Annotated in this window: 19 protein-coding genes and 1 riboswitch; of the genes, 3 read left to right on the top strand and 16 right to left on the bottom strand. The window is 67.0% G+C overall.

Annotation, left to right across the window (positions count from 1 at the left end; translation table 11 throughout):
• The first annotated feature begins 44 nt into the window (after positions 1-44).
• Positions 45-2,114 (top strand): EAL domain-containing response regulator, encoded by a 2,070-nt coding sequence (locus tag KRX52_RS12670; protein WP_217682088.1) that lies wholly within the window; start codon positions 45-47, stop codon positions 2,112-2,114.
• Positions 2,115-2,177: 63 nt separating this feature from the next.
• Here KRX52_RS12670 and serB read toward each other — a convergent pair whose 3' ends face one another.
• Positions 2,178-3,392 (bottom strand): phosphoserine phosphatase SerB, encoded by a 1,215-nt coding sequence (gene serB, locus KRX52_RS12665; protein ID WP_217682087.1) that lies wholly within the window; start codon positions 3,390-3,392, stop codon positions 2,178-2,180.
• Between the two features lie 132 nt (positions 3,393-3,524).
• Here serB and KRX52_RS12660 point away from each other — a divergent pair, with 132 nt between their 5' ends.
• Positions 3,525-5,141, top strand: coding sequence for a histidine kinase (locus KRX52_RS12660; protein ID WP_217682086.1), 1,617 nt, complete (start codon positions 3,525-3,527; stop codon positions 5,139-5,141).
• 105 nt (positions 5,142-5,246) lie between these two features.
• On the opposite strand, the gene KRX52_RS12655 is transcribed toward KRX52_RS12660, so the two are convergent.
• From KRX52_RS12655 to KRX52_RS12605, 11 genes are all read right to left on the bottom strand, one after another.
• Complete coding sequence (locus KRX52_RS12655) at positions 5,247-5,969, bottom strand: PqiC family protein (RefSeq protein WP_217682085.1); 723 nt, start codon at positions 5,967-5,969, stop codon at positions 5,247-5,249.
• Between the two features lie 7 nt (positions 5,970-5,976).
• Entirely contained in the window at positions 5,977-6,924 is a 948-nt protein-coding gene (locus KRX52_RS12650) for an MlaD family protein (protein ID WP_217682084.1), read from the bottom strand.
• The gene (locus tag KRX52_RS12645) at positions 6,924-7,694 is read right to left on the bottom strand and encodes an ABC transporter ATP-binding protein (RefSeq protein WP_217682083.1); all 771 of its coding nucleotides are present in this window, start codon (positions 7,692-7,694) and stop codon (positions 6,924-6,926) included. Before KRX52_RS12645 ends, KRX52_RS12650 begins: the two co-directional genes overlap by 1 nt.
• Positions 7,695-7,696: 2 nt before the next feature.
• Positions 7,697-8,833 carry an MlaE family ABC transporter permease gene (locus tag KRX52_RS12640; protein ID WP_217682082.1) on the bottom strand — a complete coding sequence of 379 codons (1,137 nt, stop codon included), beginning with the start codon at positions 8,831-8,833 and terminating at the stop codon, positions 7,697-7,699.
• Positions 8,834-9,052: 219 nt separating this feature from the next.
• Positions 9,053-11,302, bottom strand: a complete 2,250-nt coding sequence (gene parC / locus KRX52_RS12635) for a DNA topoisomerase IV subunit A (protein WP_217682081.1) — start codon at positions 11,300-11,302, stop codon at positions 9,053-9,055.
• Between the two features lie 75 nt (positions 11,303-11,377).
• Complete coding sequence (locus tag KRX52_RS12630) at positions 11,378-12,388, bottom strand: esterase-like activity of phytase family protein (RefSeq protein WP_217682080.1); 1,011 nt, start codon at positions 12,386-12,388, stop codon at positions 11,378-11,380.
• Positions 12,385-14,280 (bottom strand): DNA topoisomerase IV subunit B, encoded by a 1,896-nt coding sequence (parE, locus tag KRX52_RS12625; protein WP_217682079.1) that lies wholly within the window; start codon positions 14,278-14,280, stop codon positions 12,385-12,387. The genes KRX52_RS12630 and parE overlap by 4 nt, the downstream gene beginning before the upstream one ends.
• A gap of 50 nt (positions 14,281-14,330) precedes the next feature.
• Positions 14,331-14,954: a YqiA/YcfP family alpha/beta fold hydrolase gene (locus tag KRX52_RS12620; protein WP_217682078.1), complete on the bottom strand. Its 624-nt coding sequence runs from the start codon at positions 14,952-14,954 to the stop codon at positions 14,331-14,333.
• 156 nt (positions 14,955-15,110) lie between these two features.
• Positions 15,111-15,926, bottom strand: coding sequence for a 3',5'-cyclic-AMP phosphodiesterase (gene cpdA, locus KRX52_RS12615; protein WP_254797552.1), 816 nt, complete (start codon positions 15,924-15,926; stop codon positions 15,111-15,113).
• An 87-nt stretch (positions 15,927-16,013) separates the two neighbouring features.
• The gene (locus KRX52_RS12610; protein WP_217682076.1) at positions 16,014-16,487 is read right to left on the bottom strand and encodes a DUF1249 domain-containing protein; all 474 of its coding nucleotides are present in this window, start codon (positions 16,485-16,487) and stop codon (positions 16,014-16,016) included.
• Complete coding sequence (locus tag KRX52_RS12605; RefSeq protein ID WP_217682075.1) at positions 16,478-17,095, bottom strand: NUDIX domain-containing protein; 618 nt, start codon at positions 17,093-17,095, stop codon at positions 16,478-16,480. The genes KRX52_RS12610 and KRX52_RS12605 overlap by 10 nt, the downstream gene beginning before the upstream one ends.
• A gap of 182 nt (positions 17,096-17,277) precedes the next feature.
• On the opposite strand from KRX52_RS12605, the gene KRX52_RS12600 reads away from it, so the two are divergent.
• Complete coding sequence (locus KRX52_RS12600; RefSeq protein ID WP_217682074.1) at positions 17,278-18,015, top strand: RsiV family protein; 738 nt, start codon at positions 17,278-17,280, stop codon at positions 18,013-18,015.
• A gap of 42 nt (positions 18,016-18,057) precedes the next feature.
• Here the strand turns inward: KRX52_RS12600 and thiC are convergent, their stop codons facing one another.
• From thiC to KRX52_RS12580, 4 genes are all read right to left on the bottom strand, one after another.
• Complete coding sequence (thiC, locus tag KRX52_RS12595) at positions 18,058-19,944, bottom strand: phosphomethylpyrimidine synthase ThiC (protein WP_217682073.1); 1,887 nt, start codon at positions 19,942-19,944, stop codon at positions 18,058-18,060.
• A 70-nt stretch (positions 19,945-20,014) separates the two neighbouring features.
• Positions 20,015-20,121, bottom strand: a riboswitch (TPP riboswitch).
• Between the two features lie 119 nt (positions 20,122-20,240).
• Complete coding sequence (locus tag KRX52_RS12590; RefSeq protein ID WP_437439703.1) at positions 20,241-22,232, bottom strand: polysaccharide biosynthesis protein; 1,992 nt, start codon at positions 22,230-22,232, stop codon at positions 20,241-20,243.
• Between the two features lie 76 nt (positions 22,233-22,308).
• Positions 22,309-23,337, bottom strand: a complete 1,029-nt coding sequence (locus KRX52_RS12585) for an MraY family glycosyltransferase (RefSeq protein WP_217682072.1) — start codon at positions 23,335-23,337, stop codon at positions 22,309-22,311.
• Positions 23,338-24,291 carry a UDP-glucose 4-epimerase family protein gene (locus KRX52_RS12580; RefSeq protein ID WP_217682071.1) on the bottom strand — a complete coding sequence of 318 codons (954 nt, stop codon included), beginning with the start codon at positions 24,289-24,291 and terminating at the stop codon, positions 23,338-23,340.
• Between the last annotated feature and the right edge of the window lie 15 nt (positions 24,292-24,306).

Below are 24,306 nucleotides of genomic sequence, written 5' to 3'. Positions count from 1 at the left end.
CCCTTCCCGTTTTGCGCCTGTTCGGTGCTGCTTTCTGGCGATCAATGTCCAACGAAAAGAAATCCATCCGCTTGCTGATCCTCGAGGACTCGCAGAACGAGGCCGAGCGACTGATCAGCCTGTTTCGCAATGCGGGGCACGCCACCCGTGTGCATCGTCTGACCTCCGCCGACGATCTCGCCGACACGCTGCAACAGAGCTGGGACCTGCTGATCGCCGCCCCGCACAGCGAAAACCTCGATCCCGGCGAAGCGCTGAGTGCCATCCGCCGGCTGGGCAAGGACATCCCCTTCCTGCAACGGGTCGCCGACAACGACGGCGAGGCGATCACCGACGCCATGCTGCTCGGCGCCCAGGACGGCGTGCCACAGGGTGACGACGAGCGCCTGCTGCTGGTCGCCGGACGCGAGCTGAAGAACCTCGAGGAGCGCCGTGCCCGACGTGCCGCCGAAGTGGCGCTGCGCGAGGCGGAAAAGCGCTGCCAGCTGCTGCTCGACAGCTCGGTGGACGCCATCACCTATGTGCACGAAGGCATGCACATCTATGCGAACCGCGCCTATGTCGAGCTGTTCGGCTATCCCGATGCCGACGAGCTGGCCGGCATGCCGATGATCGACCTGATCCACAGCAGCGACCAGGCGGCGTTCAAGGACTTCCTCAAGACCTACCAGAGCAGCGAGGGCCACGCCGACCTGCAATGCACCGGCGTCCGCGACGACGGCAGCCAGTTCCGCGCGCGCATGACCTTCTCGCCGGCCAGCTACGATGGCGAGCCATGCACCCAGGTGGTGATCCGCGCGGAAACCGGCAACGCCGAGCTGGAGGAAAAGCTGCGCGAGATCAGCAGCCAGGATCTGGTCACCGGCCTGTTCAACCGCGTGCACTTCCTCGAACTGCTCGACCAGGCCTGCGAGCGGGCGGTCAAGGATGGCACCGCGGCCACCCTCGCGCTGCTGCGCATCGACCGCTACGCCAGCCTGCTCAGCGAGATCGGTCTGGCCGACGGTGACCTGCTGCTGGCCGACTGCGCCAATCTGCTGCGCCAGCATTTCGGCGATCGCGCCCAGCTGGCGCGCCTCGCCGACGACAGCTTTGCCGCCCTGCTGCCGGCACTCAGCCCGCAGCAGAGCGAAGAAGCCTTGCACGGCCTGCTGAAGAAAATCGAAGCCCATATGTTCGACATCGGCGGGCGCACCACTCAAATCACCCTGAGCATCGGCGTCGCCGGCATCAGCGAGCAGAGCGCCAAGTCCCAGCAGGTGATCGAGCGCGTCCATCGCTGCGTCGAAGAACTGAGCAACGGCAACGCCCTCAAACTCTACGACCCCGCCGAGGAACTGGCCGCCGCCGCCAGCCGCGGCAGCCTGGTGGCCATGGTCCAGCAGGCGCTGGATAACAACAGCTTCCAGCTGCTGTTCCAGCCGATCATCAGCCTGCACGGCGACGAGCGCGAGAACTACGAGGTCCTGCTGCGCCTGAACAACCCGCAGGGCGAGCCGGTGGCACCAGCGGAGTTCCTCGCCGCGGCCCTGCAGGCCGGCCTGGCCGAAAAGGTCGACCGCTGGGTGCTGCTCAACAGCATCCGCCAGCTCGGCGAACAGCGCGCCAAGGGCCACAACACCCGCCTGTTCATCCCCCTCGGCGCCGCCAGCCTGCAGGATCCGGTGCTGCTGCCCTGGCTCAGCGCCGCGCTCAAGGCCGCCCGCCTGCCGGCCGACGCCCTGGTCCTGCAGTTCTGCGAGCCGGATGCGGTGGCCTACCTCAAGCAGGCCAAGGCCCTGAGCCAGGGCCTGGCCGAGCTGCACTGCAAGGTCGCCCTCAGCCAGTTCGGCGGCGCGCTCAACCCGTTCAACACCCTGCGCCACCTGCATGTCGACTTCGCCAAGATCGACGGTTCGCTCATCGACAACCTGGCGGAGGCCGAGCGCCAGGAGCAGCTCAAGAGCCTGATTGGCGGCCTGCATGCGCAGGCCAAGCTGACCATCGTGCCGGGCGTGGACAACCCCAGCGTGCTGACCACCCTGTGGCAGACCGGGGTCAACTACGTGCAGGGCCTGTACCTGCAGGGACCGAGCCCGCGCATGGACTACGAGTTCTCCTCCGGCGAGGAGTGAATTCTCCAACCCCAGGAATGCAAAAACCGCCTTGATGGCGGTTTTTGCATTCCTGGGCAGCGGTCAATCACGCCCCTCGCGGTCGCGATAGCCCAGCAGATAGAGGATGCCGTCGAGGCCGAGGGTGGAAATCGCCTGCTTGGCCGACTGCTTGACCAGAGGCTTGGCGCGGAACGCCACGCCGAGGCCGGCGATGGCCAGCATCGGCAGGTCGTTGGCGCCGTCGCCGACAGCGATGGTCTGCTCCAGGCGCAGCCCTTCCTGCTCGGTCAGCTGGCGCAGCAAATCGGCCTTGCGCTGGGCATCGACAATTGGCTCCACCGCCACCCCGGTGACCTTGCCGTCGACAATTTCCAGCTCGTTGGCGAACACGTAATCGATGCCGAGCTTGTCCTGCAACTGGCGGGCGAAGTAGGTGAAGCCGCCGGAGAGGATGGCAGTCTTGTAGCCTAGGCGCTTGAGCTCGGCGAACAGGAATTCGGCGCCTTCGGTCATGCGCAGGCCGGCCCCGATGTCGGCCAGCACCTCCTCGGACAGCCCCTTGAGCAGCGCCAGGCGCTCCTTGAAGCTGGCGCGAAAATCCAGCTCGCCGCGCATCGCGCGCTCGGTGATCTCGGCGACCTGCTCGCCGACCCCGGCGGCCTTGGCCAGTTCGTCGATCACCTCCGCCTCGATCAGCGTCGAGTCCATGTCGAACACCGCCAGGCGACGGTTGCGGCGGAAAATCGTGTCCTGCTGGAAGGCGATGTCGACGTTGAGCTCCTGGGCCACGCTGAGGAACTCGGCGCGCAGCGCCGCCGGGTCGGCCGGCTCGCCGCGCACGGAAAACTCGATGCAGCCCTTGCCGCGTTCGTCCGGGGTGTCCAGCGGCATGCGCCCGGACAGGCGGTCAATGTGGTCGATGTTCAAGCCGTACTGCGCGGTGATCGAGCTGACCCGCTGCAGCTGCTCGGCCGTGACCTTGCGCGTCAGCAGGGTGACGATGTGCCGTGGCTTGCCCTGGCCGCCGACCCACTGCTGATAGTCGGCCTCGGACACCGGGGTGAAGCGCACCTGCTGATCCAGCTCGTAGCCGGTGAACAGCAGGTCCTTGAGCACCGACGACGCCTTGGCGCTGTGCGGGATCTCGACCAGGATACCGAACGACAGGGTGTTGTGGATCACCGCCTGGCCGATGTCGAGAATATTCACCCCGCCACGCGCGAGGACGCCCGTGATGGCGGCGGTCAAGCCCGGGCGATCTTCCCCGGTAATGTTGATCAGGACGATTTCGCGCACGGCGCACCTCCCCGGAACTGAAAAGTTCGGCATTCTACCCGCAAAGTGCACCATCTGGCAGCGGCGCTTTGCCGGATGCCTGACGCCCCCGCTATACTTCGACTCCCCTATTCCCAGAGCCGAGCCCCACTCGTGAACCGGCCCGCGCCCGTCAAGCCCGACAACTTCTTCGTCCTCCTGCTCAACGCCCTGCGCCGGCGCCGGGTGCCCATTGCCCTGCGCATTGTCAGCCACAGCCTGCTGCTGGTCAGCCTGGTGGTGCTGGTGTGCGCCTGGGTCCTCAACATGCAGCTGCGCCAGGCCACCCAGGAGCAGATCGAAGCCGTCGGCCAGAGCCTCAAGCAGCAGACCGTCGCCTCGGCCACCGAGCTGCTGGTGGCCAAGGACCTGCTCAGCCTCAACGTGATGCTCGACAACCTGGCACAGAACCCTCTGGTCGCCCATGTGGTGATCCACAGCGTCGACAACCGGATCATCGCCGAGGCTGGCGTCCGCCCGAAACAGTCCACCCTGGACCGCAGCGAAGGGGTGTTCAGTGCGCCGATCGCCTTCCAGGAAATCGCCGCTGGCCAGCTGCAACTGACCCTCGACCTCGAGGCATTTCGCAAGCCGCTGACCGTCAGCCAGCAGAACCTCGGTCTGCTCGGACTGATCATCGCTATCGTCACCCTGTTCTCCAGCCTGCGGCTGGGCAGCCAGCTGACCACCCCGCTGCTGCAGCTGCGCCTGTGGCTGCGGGCCCCGGATGATCCGGCGCCGGCCAACGAGCGCCTGGACGAGATCGGCGACCTGGCGCGCCAGCTGCAAAACCGCCTGGTACCGGTAAAGCCCGAGCCTGCGGAAGCTGAACTCGAGGCACGGGAAGAGGACGACGAGGTGCTGTTCGAGGGACTGGACAACCTGCTCGACGAACGCCGCCCCGCCCGCGTCAACCCAGCGGCAGCGGCCGCCGGCGCGCGCCATGCCGAGCCCGACTTTGCGGCGGATCTCGCCGTCGACCTCGACGCGCTCGACGGCGCCGCAGCGCAGCCGCAGCGCAGGTCGCCGACCGCCCCGCTGGACAGCGACGACTTCGAGCTGGATGCCGACGAGCTCGGCCTCGAGATCGACGACCTGGAGTCTGTCGCCCCTCGCCCGACGCCGGCAACGGCACGACCACCGGCCACGCCACGCCTGCCGGCGGTGCATACGGCGGTGCTGGCGATCCAGCTGGGCGGCCAGGAGGAGCTGCAACGCCTACCCCAGCAGCGCCTGCGCGAGCTGCTGCAGCGCTATCGCGACTGCCTGGAGCAGGCCGCGCGCCTGTACCACGGCAACCTGCAGCGCCTCGATGACGGCGGCAGCCTGATCCTGTTCCACAGCAACCAGTCCGGCGAGGACTACCTGACCCGGGCACTGTGCTGCGGCGAGCTGCTGCGCGCCCTCGGCCATGCCCTGCAGATCGAGATCGCCGACCGCGGCCTGACCCTGCGCCTGCAGCTCGGCCTGAGCCAGGGCGAAGGGCTCTACGGCCTGTCGCCAAGCGAGCTGCTGCTGCGCGAATGCAGCCAGAGTGCGCTGCAGCTGAACCGCCACAGCCGCAACCTGCTGCTGCTCGACCAGTCGCTCAGCGCCGACCTCGGCGTACGGGCGCGGGCGCGCATCCGCGCCATCGCCTCGCCGGCCAACGCCAGCTGCGTCGAGCGCCTGCTCGACCCGCTGCCGGCGCGCCTGGAACAGCAACTGGGCCAGATGCTGCAACAGGCCTGAGTTCGCCGCCGACTGCTGCCCCCGCTAGCCCACGCCCCTGACAGCACAACGCCGCCCCGGATTGCCCGGCGCGGCGTTGCGTCAACCCAGCCTGTGCGGCTGCGCTCAGAAGCGATAGACCTCGGCTGCCGGCGATGCTCCGGGGGTGACCACCGGAATCCGCGGGGCTTCGCTCTTGCCCGGCTTGGCGGCCTTCGCGCCACTGCGGCTCGACGGCGCCTCGGGACGTGACTCGTCCGCTGCCGCCCGGGCCATGCCGCTCACCGCGTTCGCCATCTGCCCCGCCAGGGTCTGCAGCAGCGCGCTCTGCGCCCGCACCTGATCGCCCAGCTCGCCGCTATGCTTCTCCTGCAGGCGAACCACGCGGCTGTCGCGCATCGTCCCCTGGCCATCCAGCAGACGCCACTGCGCCTCCAGCACGGCCGGCTGGTAGGGGCCGGAGTCGAGGCGGCTGATGCTCAGCAGCAACTGCGCCTCGGGCTTGAAGCCAACCCGGTCCGGGTACAGCGCCAGACGGCTGCTGTCGAGACGGCCAGCCAACTGACGCAACAGCAGCTGGGCCACGTCGTCCTGCAGGCTGCCCGCCCAGCGGGCCTGCTGGCTGATCACCAGACTGTCATCGGACTGGCGCTGCACCAGGGTTTCGCGCTGCAGGTAGTCGGCCAGCTTCAGCGGGCCGAGCAGCACCGCCACCCCGCTGCCGGTCTTCGGCAGTGCCTGACTGCCCTGCTGCAGCTGGTAGAAGTGTGCCGGCGGCGTGGCGGCGCACCCCGCCAGGGCCAGCAGTCCGGCCAGGCCCATGATTCGAATCAGGCGTGGAACACCCATTAAAAATTCACCGTTGCTTGCCAAAAATAAGCGATTCGGGCCGCTGCTCGAGGCTTTCCGCCGTGCGCTGCAGCGCCTTGCTGGCGCGCCCCAGCTCTTCCAGGGTCTGCAGCAACTGGAACTGCGCCTCGGACTCGGAACCCAAACTGCGCTGGGTATCGCCGGCCAGTCCCTGCACCTGCTGCAGGGCGACGGTTGCGGCCTGCGCTGCCTGCCGGAGATCGCCAATGGCCGTGCGCAACTCGCCGCTGCCCTGGCGGGCATTATCCAGAATTGGCGGTATTTGTCGCTGCAATTGTTGAGTCAGGCCCTCAAGATTGTGCAGGGTCTGCCCCAGGCTGAGCAGGCCGCCCTGCAGTTCGGGCGAGTTGCTCAGCCGCTCCAGCGCCTGCAGGGTGTTGTTGGCCGACACCACCATCTCGCGCAGCGGCATCTCGCGCAGGCTGCCGGCCAGCTCGCGCAGCAGGCTGGCCACCTGGTCGACCCGCGACGGCACGCTGGGAATGGTCGGCAGCTCGATTTCGTGGGGTACGCGGACATAGCCGGCCTGCCCGGGGAACAGGTCCAGCGCGACTATGGCCTTGCCGGTCAGCAGGCTCTGGGTCTGCAGCTGGGCGCGCAGCCCGCGTTCGACCAGACGACCGACCACCCGATCGAAACGTTGCCCCTCGCGGCCGGCATCCGGATCGATGCGCAGCACCACCGGAATCACCACATCCTTCAGTTCGCTGTCGTAGGACAGGCGGATCGCATGCACGGTGCCGACCTTGACCCCGCGGTAGGTGACATCGGCACCGACATCGAGGCCGTCCAGCGCGCCGGTGAAGTACACCACGTAGTCGCTCGGCTGGCTGAACCAGTTGTCGCGGCCGAGCAGCAGCAAGCCGCCGGCCAGCAGGACGATGCCGCTCAGCAAGAAGGCGCCGATCCAGAACGGCTTGCGCGATTCGCTCATCAGGTTTTCTCCAGTGACAGGGGGCTCTCGCCGCGGCGCAGGAAGCGCTGCACCGTCGGCGGGCCCGCGTCCAGCAATTGCTGCAACGGCCCCAGGGCGATCTGGGTATGGGTCTGACTGTCGAGGAACAGGCAGGTGTCGGCCACCCGGTAGATGCTCGGCAACTCATGGGTAACCAGCACGATGCTGGCGCCCAGACTGTCGCGCAACTGCAGGATCAGCTCGTCGAGCGCCATCGAGCTGAGCGGGTCGAGGCCGGCGGAAGGCTCGTCGAAGAACAGCACTTCCGGGTCCAGCGCCAGCGCCCGCGCCAGGCCGGCACGCTTGCGCATGCCGCCGGACAGCTCGGCCGGATACAGCCCGTCGCAGCCGGCCAGACCGACCAGGGCCAGCTTCAGCGCGGCCAGCTCGTCCAGTTCAGCCGGCCCCAGCCCGGGATGGTAGGCCGCCAGCGGCAGGGTGATGTTCTCGCCCAGGGTCATGCCGCTCCACAGCGCGCCACTCTGGTAGAGCACGCCGAAGTGCTGCTGCAGCGCGGCGCGCGCATCCTCGTCGTGGGCCCAGAAGTCCTCGCCGTGCAGCAGCACGCGCCCGGCCAGCGGCGCCTGCAGGCCGATCAGGTGGCGCAGCAGGGTGCTCTTGCCGCAGCCGCTGCCGCCCATCACCACGAACACCTCGCCGCGGCGGATGGCGAAATTGAGGTCGCGCTGGATCACCTTGCGGCCATAGCCGGCGCTGAGGTTCTCCACCGCGAGGACCACGTCGCCCATGCTCAGATCCCCAGCTGGGTGCAGATCAGGGTGATCAGCGCGTCGCTGACCACCAGCGCAACGATGATGCTGACCACCGCCCGGGTGGTCGCCTGGCCCACCGCCTGGGCGTTGCGCCCGCAGGCCAGGCCGTAGTGGCAGCCGATCAGGCCGATCAGCACGGCGAACACCAGGCTCTTGAACACGCCGAGCAGGAAGTCGGTGAGGCCGAGCATCGCCAGGCTCTGGTTGAGGTACAGCGGCGCGGAGATGTCGAACAGCCCGGCGCCGATGACGAAGCCGCCGAGGATGCCCAGCGCGTCGGCGAACACGCAGAGCAGCGGCATGCTCACCAGCAGCGCCAGCAGGCGCGGCAGGACGAGGAACTCCAGCGGCGCGAAGCCGAACGTCTTCAGCGCGTCGATTTCCTCGTTGGCCTGCATGCTGCCCAGCTCCGCGGCGTAGGCCGCGCCGGTGCGCCCGGCCATGATCACCGCGGTCATCAGCGCGCCCATCTCGCGGGTCATGCCGATGGCCACCATGTTGGCGATGTACAGCTGGGCGCCGAAGGCCTGCAGCTGGGCGGCACCGACGAAGGCGAGGATCAGGCCGACCAGGCTGGCGATCAGCGCCACGATCGGCAGCGCGCCGGGGCCGCACTGCTGCAACGCCGCCCAGAAATCGCCGGAGCGCATGCGCGCACGGCCCTGCAGCAGGCGGCCGAGGGCAAGGATGACCTCGCCGCAGAAGCGGCTGGCCTGCCCCAGCGCGCCCTGCACCCGCAGGACCAGCAGGCCCACCCGGGTGACCGGATCGGGGCGCGGCGTCGCTGGCTCGGCCACCTGGCCGGGCGGCGCTGCGGCCATCTGCAGCAGCCGCTCGACACCCTCCGGCAGGCCCCGATACGCCAGCCCCGCGCCCTGCTCGTCGGCGAGGCGCTGCAGGCGGCGCAGCAGCGCCAGCAGGCTGCTGTCCCAGGCGTCCAGCGCCTCGACCTGCAACACCAGCTGCGCCGGCTTGTCCGCCAGGCTGCGCCAGACGGCGAGCAGATCGGGTTTGGCCGCCGCCAGGGTCCAGTGGCCGGACAGGCGCAACAGCGCCGCGCCGCCCTCCTCGCCGGCCCAGGCCAGTTGCGCCTGCACTTGCTCTGCCTTCGCCATTCGCCCTCCCTGATCACCTGCTGCCCTGGTTTGCCACCCTACCCACTCCCCGGCCGCACGCACCACCATTGTCCACCGGTCAGTCCGGCGCACGAGCATCCTCGATGGCGCCCACGCTCTAGCCTAGGAGGCGCCGCCATGGACGCTGCGCGTCCAGCCGCAAAGCGGCTCGGCGCGCGTGCCCACGCCGCAGCGTGGGTACGCTCAGCTTCTGCGCCCCTACTCCACCAGCAACGCATCGACGCGCTGGAAGCCGCGCGGCAGCAGGCTGCCGCGGCGGCCGCGCTCGCCCTTGTAGTGCTCCAGATCGTCGGGGCGCAGCGACAGGGTACGCTTGCCGGCCTGCAGCACCAGCGTGGCGCCCTGCGGCAGCACCGCCAGGTCGCTGAGGTACTCCTCGCGACTGGCGACCCGCTCGCCGGGAATGCCGATGATCTTGTTGCCCTTGCCTTTCGCCAGCTGCGGCAGGTCGGCGACCTTGAACACCAGCAGGCGCCCCTCGGTGGTCACCGCCGCCAGCCAGTCGCTGTCCCGCTCGGCCAGCGGCCGCGGCGCCAGCACCCTGGCCCCCGCCGGCAGGCTCAGCAGGGCCTTGCCGGCCTTGTTCTTGGCCTGCAGATCCTCGCCCTTCACCACGAAACCATAGCCGGCATCCGAGGCCAGCACATACAGCGCGTCGTCGTCCGGCAGCAGCAGGCAGTCGAAGCTGGCGCCCGGCGGCGGGGTCAGGCGGCCGGTCAGCGGCTCGCCCTGGCCGCGCGCCGACGGCAGCGTATGCGCCGCCAGCGAATAGCTGCGCCCGGTGGAGTCGAGGAACACCGCGAACTGGTTGGAACGCCCCTGTGCGGCGGCCTTGAAGCCATCGCCGGCCTTGTAGGACAGCCCGGCGGCGTCGATGTCGTGGCCCTTGGCACAGCGCACCCAGCCCTTCTCGGAGAGCACCACGGTGACCGGCTCGGTGGGCAGCAGCTCGGTTTCCGACAGCGCCTTGGCCTCGGCGCGGGCGACGATCGGCGAGCGCCGGGCGTCGCCGTACTTCTCGGCATCCTCGAGCAGCTCCTTGCGCACCAGCGCCTTGAGCTGGCGCTCGCTGCCGAGCAGGGCCAGCAGCTTGTTGCGCTCCTTGGCCAGCGCGTCCTGCTCGTTGCGGATCTTCATCTCCTCAAGGCGCGCCAGCTGGCGCAGGCGGGTGTCGAGGATGTAGTCGGCCTGCACGTCGTCGAGGCCGAAGCGCGCCATCAGCTGCGCCTTGGGCTCGTCCTCCTCGCGGATGATGCGAATCACCTCGTCGAGGTTGAGGAAGGCGATCAGCAGGCCTTCCAGCAGGTGCAGGCGACTCTCCACCTTGTCCAGACGGAACTGCAGGCGGCGGCGCACGGTGCCGATGCGGTAGGTCAGCCACTCGCCGAGCAGCACGCGCAGGTTCTTCACCTGCGGCCTGCCGTCCAGGCCAATGACGTTGGTGTTGACCCGGTAGCTCGACTCCAGCTCGGTGGTGGCGAACAGGTGCTGCATCAGCTCAGCGGCATCCACACGATTGGAACGCGGGATGATGACGATGCGGCAGGGGTTCTCGTGGTCCGACTCGTCGCGCAGGTCGGCGACCATCGGCAGCTTCTTGGCTTGCATCTGCGCAGCGATCTGCTCCAGCACCTTGGCCCCGGAGACCTGGTGCGGCAGCGCGGTGACCACGATGTCGCCGTCCTCGACGCGGTACACGGCGCGCGTGCGCACCGAGCCGCGGCCGGTCTCGTAGATTTTCAGCAGGTCGGCGCGCGGAGTGATCACCTCGGCCTCGGTGGGGTAGTCCGGCCCCTGGATGTGCTCGCAGAGCTGCTCGACCGTGGCGTTCGGCTCGTCGAGCAGGCGCACGCAGGCCTCGGCGACTTCGCGCAGGTTGTGCGGCGGCACGTCGGTGGCCATGCCCACGGCGATGCCGGTGGTGCCGTTGAGCAGCAGGTTGGGCAGGCGCGCCGGCAGGGTCGCCGGCTCGTCGAGGGTGCCGTCGAAGTTGGGCACCCAGTCCACCGTGCCCTGGCCCAGCTCGGACAGCAGCACCTCGGAATAGCGCGACAGCCGCGCCTCGGTGTAGCGCATGGCGGCGAACGACTTGGGATCGTCCGGGGCGCCCCAGTTGCCCTGGCCGTCGACCAGGGTGTAGCGGTAGCTGAACGGCTGCGCCATCAGCACCATGGCCTCGTAGCAGGCGCTGTCACCGTGGGGGTGGAACTTGCCGAGCACGTCGCCGACGGTACGCGCCGACTTCTTGTGCTTGGAGTCGGCGTTCAGGCCCAGCTCGCTCATGGCATAGACGATGCGCCGCTGCACGGGCTTCAGGCCGTCGCCGATATGCGGCAGCGCACGGTCCATGATCACGTACATGGAATAGTTGAGATAGGCCTGTTCGGTGAACTCGGCTAGGGAACGGCGTTCGACGCCGTCCAGGCTCAGATCGAGGGATTCGCTCATCTGCGTCCTCAGAAACTCGTTTGCTCAAGGCGCGCCCGCCACGGGCCGGCGCGCCGGATAGGGTTGCCGCGTGCCTCAGCCGCGGCCATTCCAGCCGCCGGCCGGGGCCGCGAGCTGCAGGATCACCGGGCGCCGCTCGCCGGCAGCATTGGCCGCGCCGTTGTTGTCCAGGCCGATCCACGCTGCACCATCGTCCAGCCACAGCGCCTCGGCCATACCATAGGGCGTGTCGTAGCGCCGCTCGGGGGCCAGCGCGGCAGCGGCGAACGACCAGCAGCGCTGCGCCGCGCCGCTGTGCGGATCGCGCCGGCAGATGCGGTGCTGCAGGCGCTCCAGGCTGTACAGCCGCCCGGCGTGCCAGCTCAAGGCGGTGAAGTCGAGCGCCTGCGGCGGACTGCCGGGCGAGTCCAGCGGGCGCTGTGCGCGACCGCCCTGCGCCAGCAGCACGCAGCCATTGCCGGCGCAGCGCCAGCTCTCGCCGCTGCGCTGCACAGCGAGCAGGCCGCGGCTCTCGCGCTCGGCGGCCAGCCACAGCCGCTGGCCGTCCGACTGCACCGCCAGGCCTTCGAGCAGGGCGTTGAAGTGCAGCAGCAGGCCGCGGGCGCGCGCCTGGCGCAGCAGTTGCGGCGGCAGCGCGAGCCAGTGCGGCGGCGCAGCCGCCGGCAACGCCAGCACCGCCACCTCGCTCTCGCTGAGCAGGTAGCGGTTGCCGAGCGCATCGCAGCTCAGCCCCTCGAAATCCAGCGCACCGCCGCGCAGCGGCGCCAGCAGGCGCTTGCCCACGCGCAGCCCCCAAGGCAGGGCGCTGGGTGGCGGCGGCGGGGCGACGAACGCCTGTGCCTCGGCCTGCCACTGCTGCGCCGCGGGTTGCAGGCGGTAGAGACGGTCATCCTCGCGGTCCGAAACCGCCCAGAAAGCGCCGTCGCCACAGCGCGCCAGTCCGGAGAGATTGCCGGTCGCCATGCCGTCGACCGGCAGGGCGGCCTGCAACGCCAGTTCCTCCAGCGGCTCGGCGCGCGCCAGCGCGCTGCCGACCAGCAGCAGCGCGGCAAGCAGCCGGGCGAGTGGGTGCCAGCGCTGCCTCAAAGCAGCACCTCGGCCAGGTTGCCCTTGCTCTCCAGCCAGTTCTTGCGGTCGCCAGCGCGCTTCTTCGCCAGCAGCATGTCCATGACCTCCAGGGTGCCCTGGGTGTCCTCCAGGGTCAGCTGCACCAGACGGCGGGTGTTGGGGTCCATGGTGGTTTCGCGCAGCTGCGGCGGATTCATCTCGCCGAGGCCCTTGAAGCGGGTGACCTGCGGCTTGCCGCGGCGCTTCTCGGCGAGCAGGCGCTCAAGGATGCCGTCGCGCTCGGCCTCGTCGAGCGCGTACCAGACCTCCTTGCCCAGGTCGATGCGGTACAGCGGCGGCATGGCGACGTAGACATGGCCGGCTTCCACCAGCGGGCGGAAGTGCTGGACGAACAGCGCGCACAGCAGGGTGGCGATGTGCAGGCCGTCGGAGTCGGCGTCGGCGAGGATGCAGATCTTGCCGTAGCGCAGCTGGGACAGATCGCTGGAGCCCGGATCGAGGCCGACGGCCACGGCGATGTTGTGCACCTCCTGGCTGGCCAGCACCTCGCCGCCGTCCACCTCCCAGGTGTTGAGGATCTTGCCGCGCAGCGGCAGGATCGCCTGGAACTCCTTGTCGCGCGCCTGCTTGGCGCTGCCACCGGCCGAGTCGCCCTCGACCAGGAACAGCTCGGCGCGCAGCGGGTCCTGGCCGGCGCAGTCGGCCAGCTTACCGGGCAGCGCCGGCCCCTGGGTGATCCTCTTGCGCTCGACCTTCTTGCTGGCCTTGAGGCGCCGTCCGGCGTTGCTGATCGCCAGCTCGGCCAGTGCCAGGCCCAGCTCGGGATGCTCGTTGAGCCACAGGCTGAAGGCGTCCTTGACCACCCCGGAGACGAACGCCGCCGCCTCGCGGGAGGACAGGCGCTCCTTGGTCTGCCCGGAGAACTGCGGCTCCTGCATCTTCATCGACAGCACGAAGGCGATGCGCTCCCAGACGTCCTCCGGCGCGAGCTTGACCCCGCGCGGCAGCAGGCTGCGGAACTCGCAGAACTCGCGCATGGCGTCGAGCAGGCCCTGGCGCAGGCCGTTGACGTGGGTGCCGCCCTGGGCGGTGGGAATCAGGTTGACGTAGCTTTCCTGCACGCTCTCGCCGCCTTCCGGCAGCCACAGCAGCGCCCAGTCCACCGCCTCCTTGCTGCCGGACAGCGAGCCGCAGAACGGCTCCTCGGGCAGGCGGGCGAATTCGCTCACCGCATCGCTGAGGTAGGAGCGCAGACCGTCCTCGTAGCACCACTCGACCTTCTCGCCGCTGGCCTTGTCCTCGAAACTCACCGTCAGCCCCGGACAGAGCACCGCCTTGGCCTTGAGCACATGCTTGAGGCGGCTGATGGAGAACTTCGGCGAATCGAAGTACTTGGCGTCCGGCCAGAACTGCACGCTGGTGCCGCTGTTGCGCTTGCCCACCGTGCCCAGCACCTCCAGCTCACTGGCCTTGTAGCCGTCGGCGAAGGTCATGCCGTACTCGCTGCCGTCGCGCCGCACGCGCACCTCGACGCGGTTCGACAGGGCGTTGACCACCGAGATGCCGACGCCGTGCAGGCCGCCGGAGAAGGCATAGTTCTTGTTGGAGAACTTGCCGCCGGCGTGCAGCTTGGTGAGGATCAGCTCGACCCCGCTGACGCCCTCCTCCGGGTGGATGTCCACGGGCATGCCGCGGCCGTCGTCGATCACCTGCAGCGAATTGTCGGCGTGCAGGATCACCTGCACCGACTTGGCGTGACCGGCCAGCGCTTCGTCGACGCTGTTGTCGATGACTTCCTGGGCCAGGTGATTGGGCCGGCTGGTGTCGGTGTACATACCCGGGCGCTTGCGCACCGGATCGAGACCGGAGAGGACTTCGATGGCTTCGGCGGTATAGGAGGTATTGGCCATGGGTGGACTTCTGTCTGGCAAAAAGGGGGCAGCTGAACGGGCGGCAGCGCTCAGGCATGCGGACGGGCGTGAGGCTCGGAGTCACGCCACAGCCCCGCAGGAAAGCCGGCAAAGGCCAGCAGCTCCGGCAGGCGTTCGGCGAACCCTTGGTAACCGTGATCGCCGCCTGCGCGGATATCCAGCGTGCAGTACCGGTAGTAGTCGGCCGCATCACGGTAGTCGAGGGTCTCGTCGCCGGTCTGCAGCCACACGGTAAAGCGTGCCGCATCCTGCGGCGGCGGCACTTCCAGCGCCGCCAGCGCATCGACATGTTCGCGGGTCAGCTCCCAGCGTTCGCCGCTGTGGAAGTTCTGCTGCGGACCGAGGTAGTCGGCAAAGTAACGCCGCACGCGCACCGCCGGGTTGATCAGCAGGGCCTTGAGGCCATGCCGTTCGGCTAGAAAGGTCGCATAGTAGCCGCCGAGGGAACTGCCGACCAGCACCGGGCGCTCGGCCCCGGCAATCTCGGCCTCGAGCTGGGCAATGGCCTGGCGCGGATCATGGTGCAAGGCCGGCAGGCGCAACTGCGCCGCCAGGCCCAGGCGTTCGAAGGCCGCGACCAGCTGGCGCGCCTTCAGCGATTGCGGCGAGCTGTTGAAGCCGTGGAGATAGATGAGGGTCGGCAACGAAGACATCTGCGGCGCCTTGCAACTGGATAGATATACAAGGAAAACATTATCCAGCCGCCGCATTCAAGTCGAATGACACTCGAGTCTTAGGGTGCGCGCGGCGCACCCTACGCGGCGCCCCCACCGCCACGCAGATCGGAGCAGGCCGCATTCACCTCGGACTCAGTAGCCCTTGATGCTGTAGTCGATGACGAAGTCGATCCCGCTGACCCGCGACACGCCGGTATCCAGCGTGCCATCGGCATGCAGGCGCAGCCAGCGGTAGCCGGGGGCCTCGCTGCTGACCTGGAACTCCTCGCTGCCGGGGGCGAACTGCACGCAGGTAGACGGCGAGGCCAGCAGACGCACACCGTTGCGCTGCTGGTCGATTTCCTGATGGACATGACCCCAGAGCATACAGCGCAGGTTCGGGTAGCGGTCGATCACCGCGAACAGTGAGTCGGCATTGCGCAGACCGATGGGGTCCAGCCAGTTGCAACCCACCGATACCGGGTGATGATGGAAGCTCAGCAGCACATGGCGTTCGCCGGCGCTGTCCAGCGCGGCCTCGAGCAGCGCCAGTTGCCCGGCATCGAGCTGGCCGGGGACGGCACCGGGGATGCTCGAGTCGAGGGCGATCAGCCGCCAGTTGCCGAGATCGGTGACCATCTGCAGCCGCTCGGTGCCGGCACAGGCCTCGCGCAGCATCTGCATCTCGTCGTGGTTGCCGGCGAACCAGCGCGCCGGCGCCTCGAGGGGCGCGGTGAGGGCGGCAAAGCGCTGGTAGGACTCGAAGGAGCCGTCCTGCGACAGGTCGCCGCTGGCGAGGATCAGGTCGACCCGCGGCTGCTCCGCGCGCACCAGATCGACCACCCGGCTCAGACTGTCTGCGGTATCCATACCCAGCAGACGGCCGTCCGCTTCGGCGAACAGGTGGCTATCGGTGAGCTGCACCAGCATCAGCGGTGCGGCTGTTGAGGGGGACTTGGCGCTGGGCAAAGGCCGTCTCCTGTCGGCGATTGGACCGCAAATGCGGAAGGATGATGTTGGCATGTGCGGCCAGCGAGGACCGCTATACGGTTCACACTACCGGCGAACGACCGAGTGATCCACTGGGTTTTCCGCCAGATGGCCGCAGTTCAGGTAATGCGCCAACCATTCGCCCAGGAACAGGTTGAGCTGGCTCTTCTCGTCCGGCTGGTGCATGGCCGCATTCGGGTAGCCATAGCGCGGCTGCAGGCGCCGACAGTGTTCGGCGCCGGTGACCTCGGCCATGCGCGCATCGTGATAGACACGCACCTCCAGACTAGGCGCCGGCAGCCAGCTCAGCCCCGGCTCCTCACGCACTTCCACGGTGCTGGTGTAGGGGCCGGCTTCGGTGACCTTGAGCGCCAGCACCGCCAGAGTGGCGTCACCCGCACTCAGCGCCAGGCGGCGCAGCGCCGGCCGCTCGCGCATCCCCGGCAGCAAGCGCATCAGCCGCGCGTAGTTGGCCTCGCAGGTGGCCTGCAACCCGGCCAGATCGACCCGGTAGCGCTCGGCCAGCAGGCTCAGCGCCATGTCTGCCGCACCCGCTCGCGGTTCAGCGCCAGCCACTGCAGGGCGATGATGCTCGCCGCATTGTCGAGACGCCCGGCCGCCAGCGCCGCCAGCGCCTCGTCGAGGCTCATTACCAGCACGCGGATGTCCTCGCCCTCCTCGACCAGGCCGTGGATGCCGCCGGCACCGCGACTGTCGCAACGACCGACGAACAGGTGCACACGCTCGTCGCTGCCGCCCGGCGAAGGGTAGTAGGCGGTCACCGGCCACAGCTCGCCGAGGGTCAGCCCCGCCTCTTCCATCGCCTCACGACGCGCCACCTCCTCCGGCACCTCGTCCTTGTCGATCAGACCGGCCACCAGCTCCAGCAGCCAGGGGTGCGCGCTCTTGTCCAGCGCGCCGACGCGGAACTGCTCGATCAGCACCACGGCATCGTGCAGCGGATCATAGGGCAGCACGCAGACCGCATCGTGGCGCACGAACAGCTCGCGACTGATCACCGGCCCCATGCCGCCGCCGAACAGCTCGTGGCGCAGGTGCACGCGATCCAGCGCATAGAAGCCACGAAAACAGGCCTCGCGCTCAACGATTTCCACTTTCAGATCGGCCGTTTTCGACGACTCGCTCATATACTTCCCCCGCGTAACTGCAGCGCGGTCAAGCCGCCATGCCAATGAATACCTCGAACCTCGGAGGCGAGCGCCGCGCCAGAATAGTCCTGCGCGGACGAACGAACCCGCTGCCAGCACCGAGGTCGAATACTGTCGATGCGCCACCCTACCCAGACGCGCCGATCCACTCAAGGAGCCTCATGCGTTTTTACACCCTTTTCGCCCTGGCCTGCCTGCCACTGCTCGGCGCCTGCCAGTTCCTCGGCGGACAATCCGACCAACTGCGGCCGCAGCGCATCACCTGGGAACAGCGCGCCGACGCCTGCCAGGGCGAACGCTGCAGCCTGGTCAACGTCGACACCCTGCAGTTCGCCGAGTTGGCGCCGCTCAACGAGTTGATCGAGCGTGCCCTGCTGGCGATGACCGTGGAACAGACCGAAGCCCCCCTGCCCGCCTCGCTGCAGGCATACAGCGTCGAGCAACTGCAACGCGCGCCGCAGGGCCAGGAAACCTGGCTGCAGGCCAAGCTGATCGACCAGCATGACGACCTCGTGGTGATCGAGCTGTCCAGCTACCTGTACCGCGGCGGCGCCCATGGCATGCCGGGGCGCGCCTTCATCAACTACTCGACCAGCCGCCAGCGGGCGTTGCAGGCGAGCGACCTGCTGATCCCCGGCGGCGACGAAATGTTCTGGCAGGCCGCCAGCGAAGCCCACCAGCGCTGGCTGCGCGAGCAGAAGCTCGAGCAGGACGCCGACTTCCGCGGCAACTGGCCGTTCCAGCCGACCGCCAACATTGCCCTGCTCAGGGACAAGGTGCTGCTCAAGTACGACGTCTACACCATCGCGCCCTACACCATGGGCCATCCGACGCTGAGCATTCCCTACAGCCGCCTGCGCAATGTGCTCAGGCCGGAGTTTCTGCCGGCGCAGAAATGACAAACGGGCCCGCGGGCCCGTTTGTCGTTCAGCGTGACCGCATCACACCTTGTGGTATAGCTGCGAGCCCTGGGCCTTGAACTCTTCGGCCTTGGCCTGCATCGCCTCTTCCACATCGACGTCCACCGCGTCGATGCGCTCCAGGTTGGCGGCGTAGTCGCGCACTTCCTGGGTGATCTTCATCGAGCAGAACTTCGGCCCGCACATCGAGCAGAAATGCGCGACCTTGGCCGAATCCTTGGGCAGGGTCTCGTCGTGATAGCTGCGCGCGGTGTCCGGATCGAGGCCGAGGTTGAACTGGTCTTCCCAGCGGAACTCGAAGCGCGCCTTGGACAGCGCGTTGTCGCGGATCTGCGCGCCCGGATGGCCCTTGGCCAGGTCGGCGGCGTGCGCGGCGATCTTGTAGGTGATGATGCCGGTCTTCACGTCGTCCTTGTTCGGCAGGCCGAGGTGCTCCTTGGGCGTCACGTAGCAGAGCATCGCGCAGCCGAACCAGCCGATCATCGCCGCACCGATGCCGGAGGTGATGTGGTCGTAGCCCGGCGCGATGTCGGTGGTCAGCGGGCCGAGGGTGTAGAACGGCGCCTCGTCGCAGCACTCCAGCTGCTTGTCCATATTCTCCTTGATCATCTGCATCGGCACGTGACCGGGGCCTTCGATCATCACCTGCACGTCGTGTTTCCAGGCGATCTTGGTCAGCTCACCGAGGGTTTCCAGCTCACCGAACTGTGCCTCGTCGTTGGCGTCGGCGATCGAGCCCGGACGCAGGCCGTCGCCCAGCGAGAAGCTGACGTCGTAGGCCTTCATGATTTCGCAGATTTCCTCGAAGTGGGTGTAGAGGAAATTCTCCTGGTGATGCGCCAGGCACCACTTGGCCATGATCGAGCCGCCGCGACTGACGATGCCGGTGACCCGCTTGGCGGTCAGCGGCACATAGCGCAGCAGCACGCCGGCGTGGATGGTGAAGTAGTCCACGCCCTGCTCGGCCTGCTCGATCAGGGTGTCGCGGAACAGCTCCCAGGTCAGATCCTCGGCGACGCCGTTGACCTTCTCCAGCGCCTGGTAGATCGGCACGGTGCCGATCGGTACCGGCGAGTTGCGAATGATCCACTCACGGGTTTCGTGGATGTGCTTGCCGGTGGACAGGTCCATCACGGTGTCCGAGCCCCAGCGGATACCCCAGGTCAGCTTGGCCACTTCTTCCTCGATCGAGGAGCCGAGCGCCGAGTTGCCGATGTTGCCATTGATCTTCACCAGGAAGTTGCGGCCGATGATCATCGGCTCCAGCTCCACGTGGTTGATGTTGGCCGGGATGATGGCGCGGCCGCGGGCGATTTCCTCGCGGACGAACTCGGCAGTGATTTCCTTGGGAATGTTGGCACCGAAGCTGTGGCCCGGATGCTGCGCAGCGAGCAGACCGGCAGCGCGGGCTTCCTGCAGCTTCATGTTCTCGCGGATGGCGACGTATTCCATCTCGGGGGTGATGATGCCCTGCTTGGCATAGTGCATCTGGCTGACGTTGCGGCCCGGCTTGGCGCGGCGCGGGTTGCGCACGTGGGCGAAACGCATGGCGGTCAGTTCAGGATTGGCCAGGCGCTGCTGGCCGAAGTTCGAGCTGAGGCCGGCGAGCAGTTCGGTATCGTCGCGGTCGGCGATCCACTGCGAGCGCACATCGGCCAGACCCTGGCGCACGTCGATGGTGACGTTCGGATCGGTGTAGGGGCCGGAAGTGTCGTAAACCAGCACCGGCGCATTCGGCTCGCCGCCGAAGTCGGTGGGAGTGTCGGCCAGGGAGATCTCGCGCATCGGCACGCGGATGTCCGGGCGCGAACCCTGCACGTAGATCTTACGCGAATTGGGCAATGGCTGGACGGATTGCTGGTCGACCTGGGCGCTTTCGCTCAGGTTCTTGTGTTCGGTGGCGCTCATCGACGGGACTCTCCACGGCACGCGGCAGGAAATGTCGGAGCGAACCTGAAGCAGGAGAGCCCCCACCGCACAGCGAGGACATCTTGTTCCCTACGCGGGTACTAACCCGATCAGGTTCAACGGGATTCGGCACGCTCCGATCTCAGCCTGCGACTCCAGGCACCCCGACAAGAAACCCGACTAGTCTAATCGGCCTCTGCGGGTGGGGCCAGTGGTTCGGGACGGACGCACTGCCAGCGTAGAAGCCACAGCACGCGCTCGCGGCTACCCTCACGGGCTCGCGCTCAGGCCACCCGTCACTTCAATACTGCCGGGGGCGCCTCGGCCAACTGTCGCTGCTGGTGGATCCAGTCGACGATCTCGCCCTCGGGTACATAGCCATCCACCGTGGAGCGCAGAATCTGGCGCACGCGCTGGAACTCGTCACGCTTGACCGCTGCCACCAGTTCCGCCAGTACCTGACGGAACGGCTCCCAAGGTAGGTGCTCCTCGTTGGCCCGCATGATCATCGGATGCTCGGTAGGCGTCACGTTGTCGCCGATCAGCAGTTCCTCGTAAAGCTTCTCCCCTGGGCGCAGGCCGCTGAACTCGATGGCGATATCACCCCGCGGATTCCTCTCGCTGCGTATCGACAGCCCCGACAGGTGCACCATCTTCTCCGCCAGCTCGGCGATGCGCACCGGCTCGCCCATGTCGAGCACGAACACGTCGCCGCCCTGCCCCATGGAACCGGCCTGGATCACCAGCTGGGCCGCCTCGGGGATGGTCATGAAATAGCGGGTGATGTTCGGATGGGTCACGGTCACCGGACCGCCGCGGCGGATCTGCTCGCGGAACAGCGGAATCACCGAGCCCGACGAACCCAGCACATTGCCGAAACGCACCATGGTGAAGCGGGTCTTGTTGACCTGGCGCACACCGCTGGCATCGTCGTAGAGCAAGGGAGCCGGCTCGCCACTGAGCGCCTGCAGCACCATCTCGGCCAGACGCTTGGTGCTGCCCATCACGTTGGTTGGACGCACAGCCTTGTCGGTGGAGATCAGCACGAAATGCTGCACCCCAGCCTGGATCGCCGCCTGCGCGGTGTTGAGCGTGCCGAGCACATTGTTCAGCACACCCTCGGCCACGTTGTGCTCGACCATCGGCACATGCTTGTAGGCGGCCGCGTGGTAGACCGTATTCACGCGCCAGGTACGCAGCACATCCAGCAGACGCCCAGGATTACGGATCGAACCGAGGATAGGCACCAGTTGCAAATTCAGCGCCTCGCGACGGACCAGCCGCTCCAGCTCCTGGTGAATGCTGTAAAGGTTGTACTCGCTGTGCTCGAACAGGATCAGCGTAGTCGGCGACTGGGTCACGATCTGTCGGCACAGCTCGGAGCCTATCGAGCCCCCCGCCCCGGTCACCATCACCACATTGCCGCTGATGCAGCGCTGGAAGAGTTCTGGTCGCGGGGCCACCGCATCGCGGCCGAGCAGGTCGGCGATATCCACTTCCTGCAGGTCTTCCACCTTCACTCGCCCGCTGGCCAGGTCCATGAAGCCCGGCACCGACCGCACATGCAGCGGATGCGCCTCCAAGTCTGCAAGGATTTCACGGCGGCGCGCACGACTGGCCGATGGAATCGCCAGCAGCACCTCGCTGGCGCCGGTTTCCTCGATCAACTCCGGGATGTGCTTGGGTTTGTAGACCTTCAGGCCGGCGATCACCCGGTTGGCGATGGAGTCATCGTCGTCGATGAACGCCACGGGGCGTATTGATCGCCCCATGCGCAGTGCGGAAAGCAGCTGATTTCCTGCCGCCCCGGCACCGTAAATGACCACCTTGGGCAGACCATCGTCATGGTTGAAGCGCATGGTGAACTCGGAAGAAAACCATCCTCCCAAGAAGAACTGACGCATCAGCAGACGCAGTCCGCCAACCAGAAACAGGCTCAACCACCAGTAGTTGAACACCATCGAGCGCGGCACGAAGGCCGGCACGTCGCGGCGCCAGTAGATTGCCAGCGCCATCAACAACGCGGAAAAGGAAATCGCCTTGAAGATCGCCACCAGGGCATCATTGCCCAAATAGCGCATGACCGCGCGGTACATGCCGATGCGGATGTAAAGTGGAATGGCAATGATCGGCGCCAGGATGAACAACCAGGCATGACCACCGAAGGGGTGTATGTCATCCACCCCCCCCAAGCGCACTGCGAATGCCAGCCATAGCGCCAGCCAGACGAGCAGGATATCGGCGACCACCTGCAGCAGACGCTTGTAACCCCTGGGCAGGGCAACCATCTGCTCACGGAGCTTGTTGGCAATCCTCAACATCCACCAGACTCCCGACCAGCGTTACAGGCAACCTGCAGTGCAATCAACGTCCCAACTCCGCTGCTCCCGCCTGAAACTTGATCGCCACCCCCACCAGAGGAACATAGGCAATCAGTACCCCCAGCATGCCATCCACACCGCCCCAACTCACCCAGAGCGCCATCGGCAACAACCAGCACAGGTTGATCGCCGCCACAACCAAGGTCACCGGCAAATGCCCACCGAGCTGCCTGGCCGCGTGTTGATATGCATGACTGCGGTGAGCCTCATAAACCTTTTCACCTCTCAGCATACGGTGCAGCAGGGTATAGGTGGCATCGACGATAAACACACCAAGCAAAATCACCCAGCTCCACAACAATTGCGGTGCAGTCCAGGCAGCCTGTAGGGACAGAATGCCTAGGGTGATTCCGAGAAAGCCACTACCGGCATCCCCCATGAAAATCTGGGCAGGAGGAAAGTTCCAGAACAGAAAGCCGCAGACCGCTCCGGCTAGCAGCAGCAATACCCACGTTGCGTGCCCAGTCCCCTCCAGTCCTGGCAAGACCAGCAGTAGTGCACCGCCCAGACAAACGCAGACGGCCTCGATACTGGCAATACCGTCGATGCCATCCATGAAGTTGTATAGGTTGAGTACCCAGACCAAGTACACCGCCGCCAGCACATGCCCCAACCAACCGAGGTCGAGCAGGTGGCCGAATAGCTGCAAGGAGGGCAGGCCACCCAACCAGAACAGCGCCCAAACCGCACCGCCAAAATGCCCCAGCAGACGCCAGCGGGCGGCGATGTGCCGGTGATCGTCGAGAAAGCCGATTACAGCAATACCCGCTCCCGCCCCCAGCAATGCCCAGACCAAACTCCAGTCCGCCAGACCCGCGGCTGCCAGCAACGGCAAGGCCAGCAAAAAACTCAGCACAATCGCCACACCGCCACCACGCGGAGTGGGTACGCTGTGCGAGCTGCGCGCATTGGGGATATCCATAAGACTGCGCGCCAGGGCATAGTGGCGCAGACCACCAGTCAGTAACAGTGAAAGACCGGCCACGACTGGCAAAAGGACCCAGGCTGTCATTCAGCGATGCTCCAGAAAGTCGCGGGCAGTCTTGCGCAGAGCTTCGTCGACCGTGACTGGCGGCGTCCAACCGAGCACACGACGGGTCTGTCCGATATCCACCTGCAACGAACCACAGAGCCTCTGTGCAATCGCCTCCTGGCCGAACAGCCGCGCGGTTCCGCAGAGCCAGGCAGCCGGTACTGGAAACAGGCATGCAGGCTTATTCAGAGCAGCCCCCATCCGACGCAGCAGCTCCGTGGTGGACAAATCCTCACCATCGCTGACGAGGAACACCCGATTGGCCGCAGCCGGGTGCTCGAGACAGGTCACGATCAGATCGACCAGATTGTCCACAGCGACCAAACTGCGCTTGTTGTGAATGGCGCCCAGCGGTAACGGAATCCGCTTGCTCAGCCAATCCATCATGCTGCGGAAATTAGCCTTCACTCCAGGCCCGTAAACCAGCACAGGGCGGATGATCACCACCTCCATCCCCGTTTCGGCCGCCAGGGCCAACAGCCCTTGCTCCGCCTCCAGCTTGGAAATGCCATAAGGGTCGACCGGCGCAGGCACATCGCCCACCGAATAAGGCTTGCCCAGGTCGGTACCCTCGCCATTCACCTTGATAGAGCTGATGAACACAAAGCGCCGGACACCAGCCGCTGCTGCCTGTCTGGCCAAGCGCAGGGTACCGTGGACATTCACCCGCCGATACTCCACGAGAGGATCGGCGCTCCGCTCTTGCATGACATGCACGCGCGCAGCGGCATGGATTACCGCCTCGATCCCCTCCAGGGCCGGCAGCCAGTGGCTATCGGCGCCCATATCGGCAATTTGGAAGCACTGCTCCGCGCCCTCCAGATGGGATATTGCACGGCGCGTCGTTGCAATCGCCACATGGCCCCTGCGCGGCAACTCTTTGAGCAGCCCCCGGCCGACAAATCCTGTGGCACCGGTCACCAACACACGCACGGCTCAACTCCCGAA

Source organism: Geopseudomonas aromaticivorans, from assembly GCF_019097855.1.
GTDB classification, from domain to species: Bacteria; Pseudomonadota; Gammaproteobacteria; order Pseudomonadales; family Pseudomonadaceae; genus Geopseudomonas; species Geopseudomonas aromaticivorans.
The sequence above is the reverse complement of the archived record's forward strand: the minus strand, read 5'-3'. Positions and strand labels throughout refer to the sequence as shown.

Excerpts from the sequence above, each read along its gene's own strand:
- KRX52_RS12670 (WP_217682088.1), top strand. The coding sequence starts at position 45 with ATGTCCAACGAAAAGAAATCCATCCGCTTGCTGATCCTCGAGGACTCG.
- KRX52_RS12655 (WP_217682085.1), bottom strand. The coding sequence starts at position 5,969 with ATGGGTGTTCCACGCCTGATTCGAATCATGGGCCTGGCCGGACTGCTG.
- KRX52_RS12650 (WP_217682084.1), bottom strand. The coding sequence starts at position 6,924 with ATGAGCGAATCGCGCAAGCCGTTCTGGATCGGCGCCTTCTTGCTGAGC.
- KRX52_RS12645 (WP_217682083.1), bottom strand. The coding sequence starts at position 7,694 with ATGGGCGACGTGGTCCTCGCGGTGGAGAACCTCAGCGCCGGCTATGGC.
- KRX52_RS12640 (WP_217682082.1), bottom strand. The coding sequence starts at position 8,833 with ATGGCGAAGGCAGAGCAAGTGCAGGCGCAACTGGCCTGGGCCGGCGAG.
- parC (WP_217682081.1), bottom strand. The coding sequence starts at position 11,302 with ATGAGCGAATCCCTCGATCTGAGCCTGGACGGCGTCGAACGCCGTTCC.
- parE (WP_217682079.1), bottom strand. The coding sequence starts at position 14,280 with ATGGCCAATACCTCCTATACCGCCGAAGCCATCGAAGTCCTCTCCGGT.
- KRX52_RS12620 (WP_217682078.1), bottom strand. The coding sequence starts at position 14,954 with ATGTCTTCGTTGCCGACCCTCATCTATCTCCACGGCTTCAACAGCTCG.
- KRX52_RS12610 (WP_217682076.1), bottom strand. The coding sequence starts at position 16,487 with ATGGCGCTGAGCCTGCTGGCCGAGCGCTACCGGGTCGATCTGGCCGGG.
- KRX52_RS12605 (WP_217682075.1), bottom strand. The coding sequence starts at position 17,095 with ATGAGCGAGTCGTCGAAAACGGCCGATCTGAAAGTGGAAATCGTTGAG.
- KRX52_RS12600 (WP_217682074.1), top strand. The coding sequence starts at position 17,278 with ATGCGTTTTTACACCCTTTTCGCCCTGGCCTGCCTGCCACTGCTCGGC.
- thiC (WP_217682073.1), bottom strand. The coding sequence starts at position 19,944 with ATGAGCGCCACCGAACACAAGAACCTGAGCGAAAGCGCCCAGGTCGAC.
- KRX52_RS12590 (WP_437439703.1), bottom strand. The coding sequence starts at position 22,232 with ATGGTTGCCCTGCCCAGGGGTTACAAGCGTCTGCTGCAGGTGGTCGCC.
- KRX52_RS12585 (WP_217682072.1), bottom strand. The coding sequence starts at position 23,337 with ATGACAGCCTGGGTCCTTTTGCCAGTCGTGGCCGGTCTTTCACTGTTA.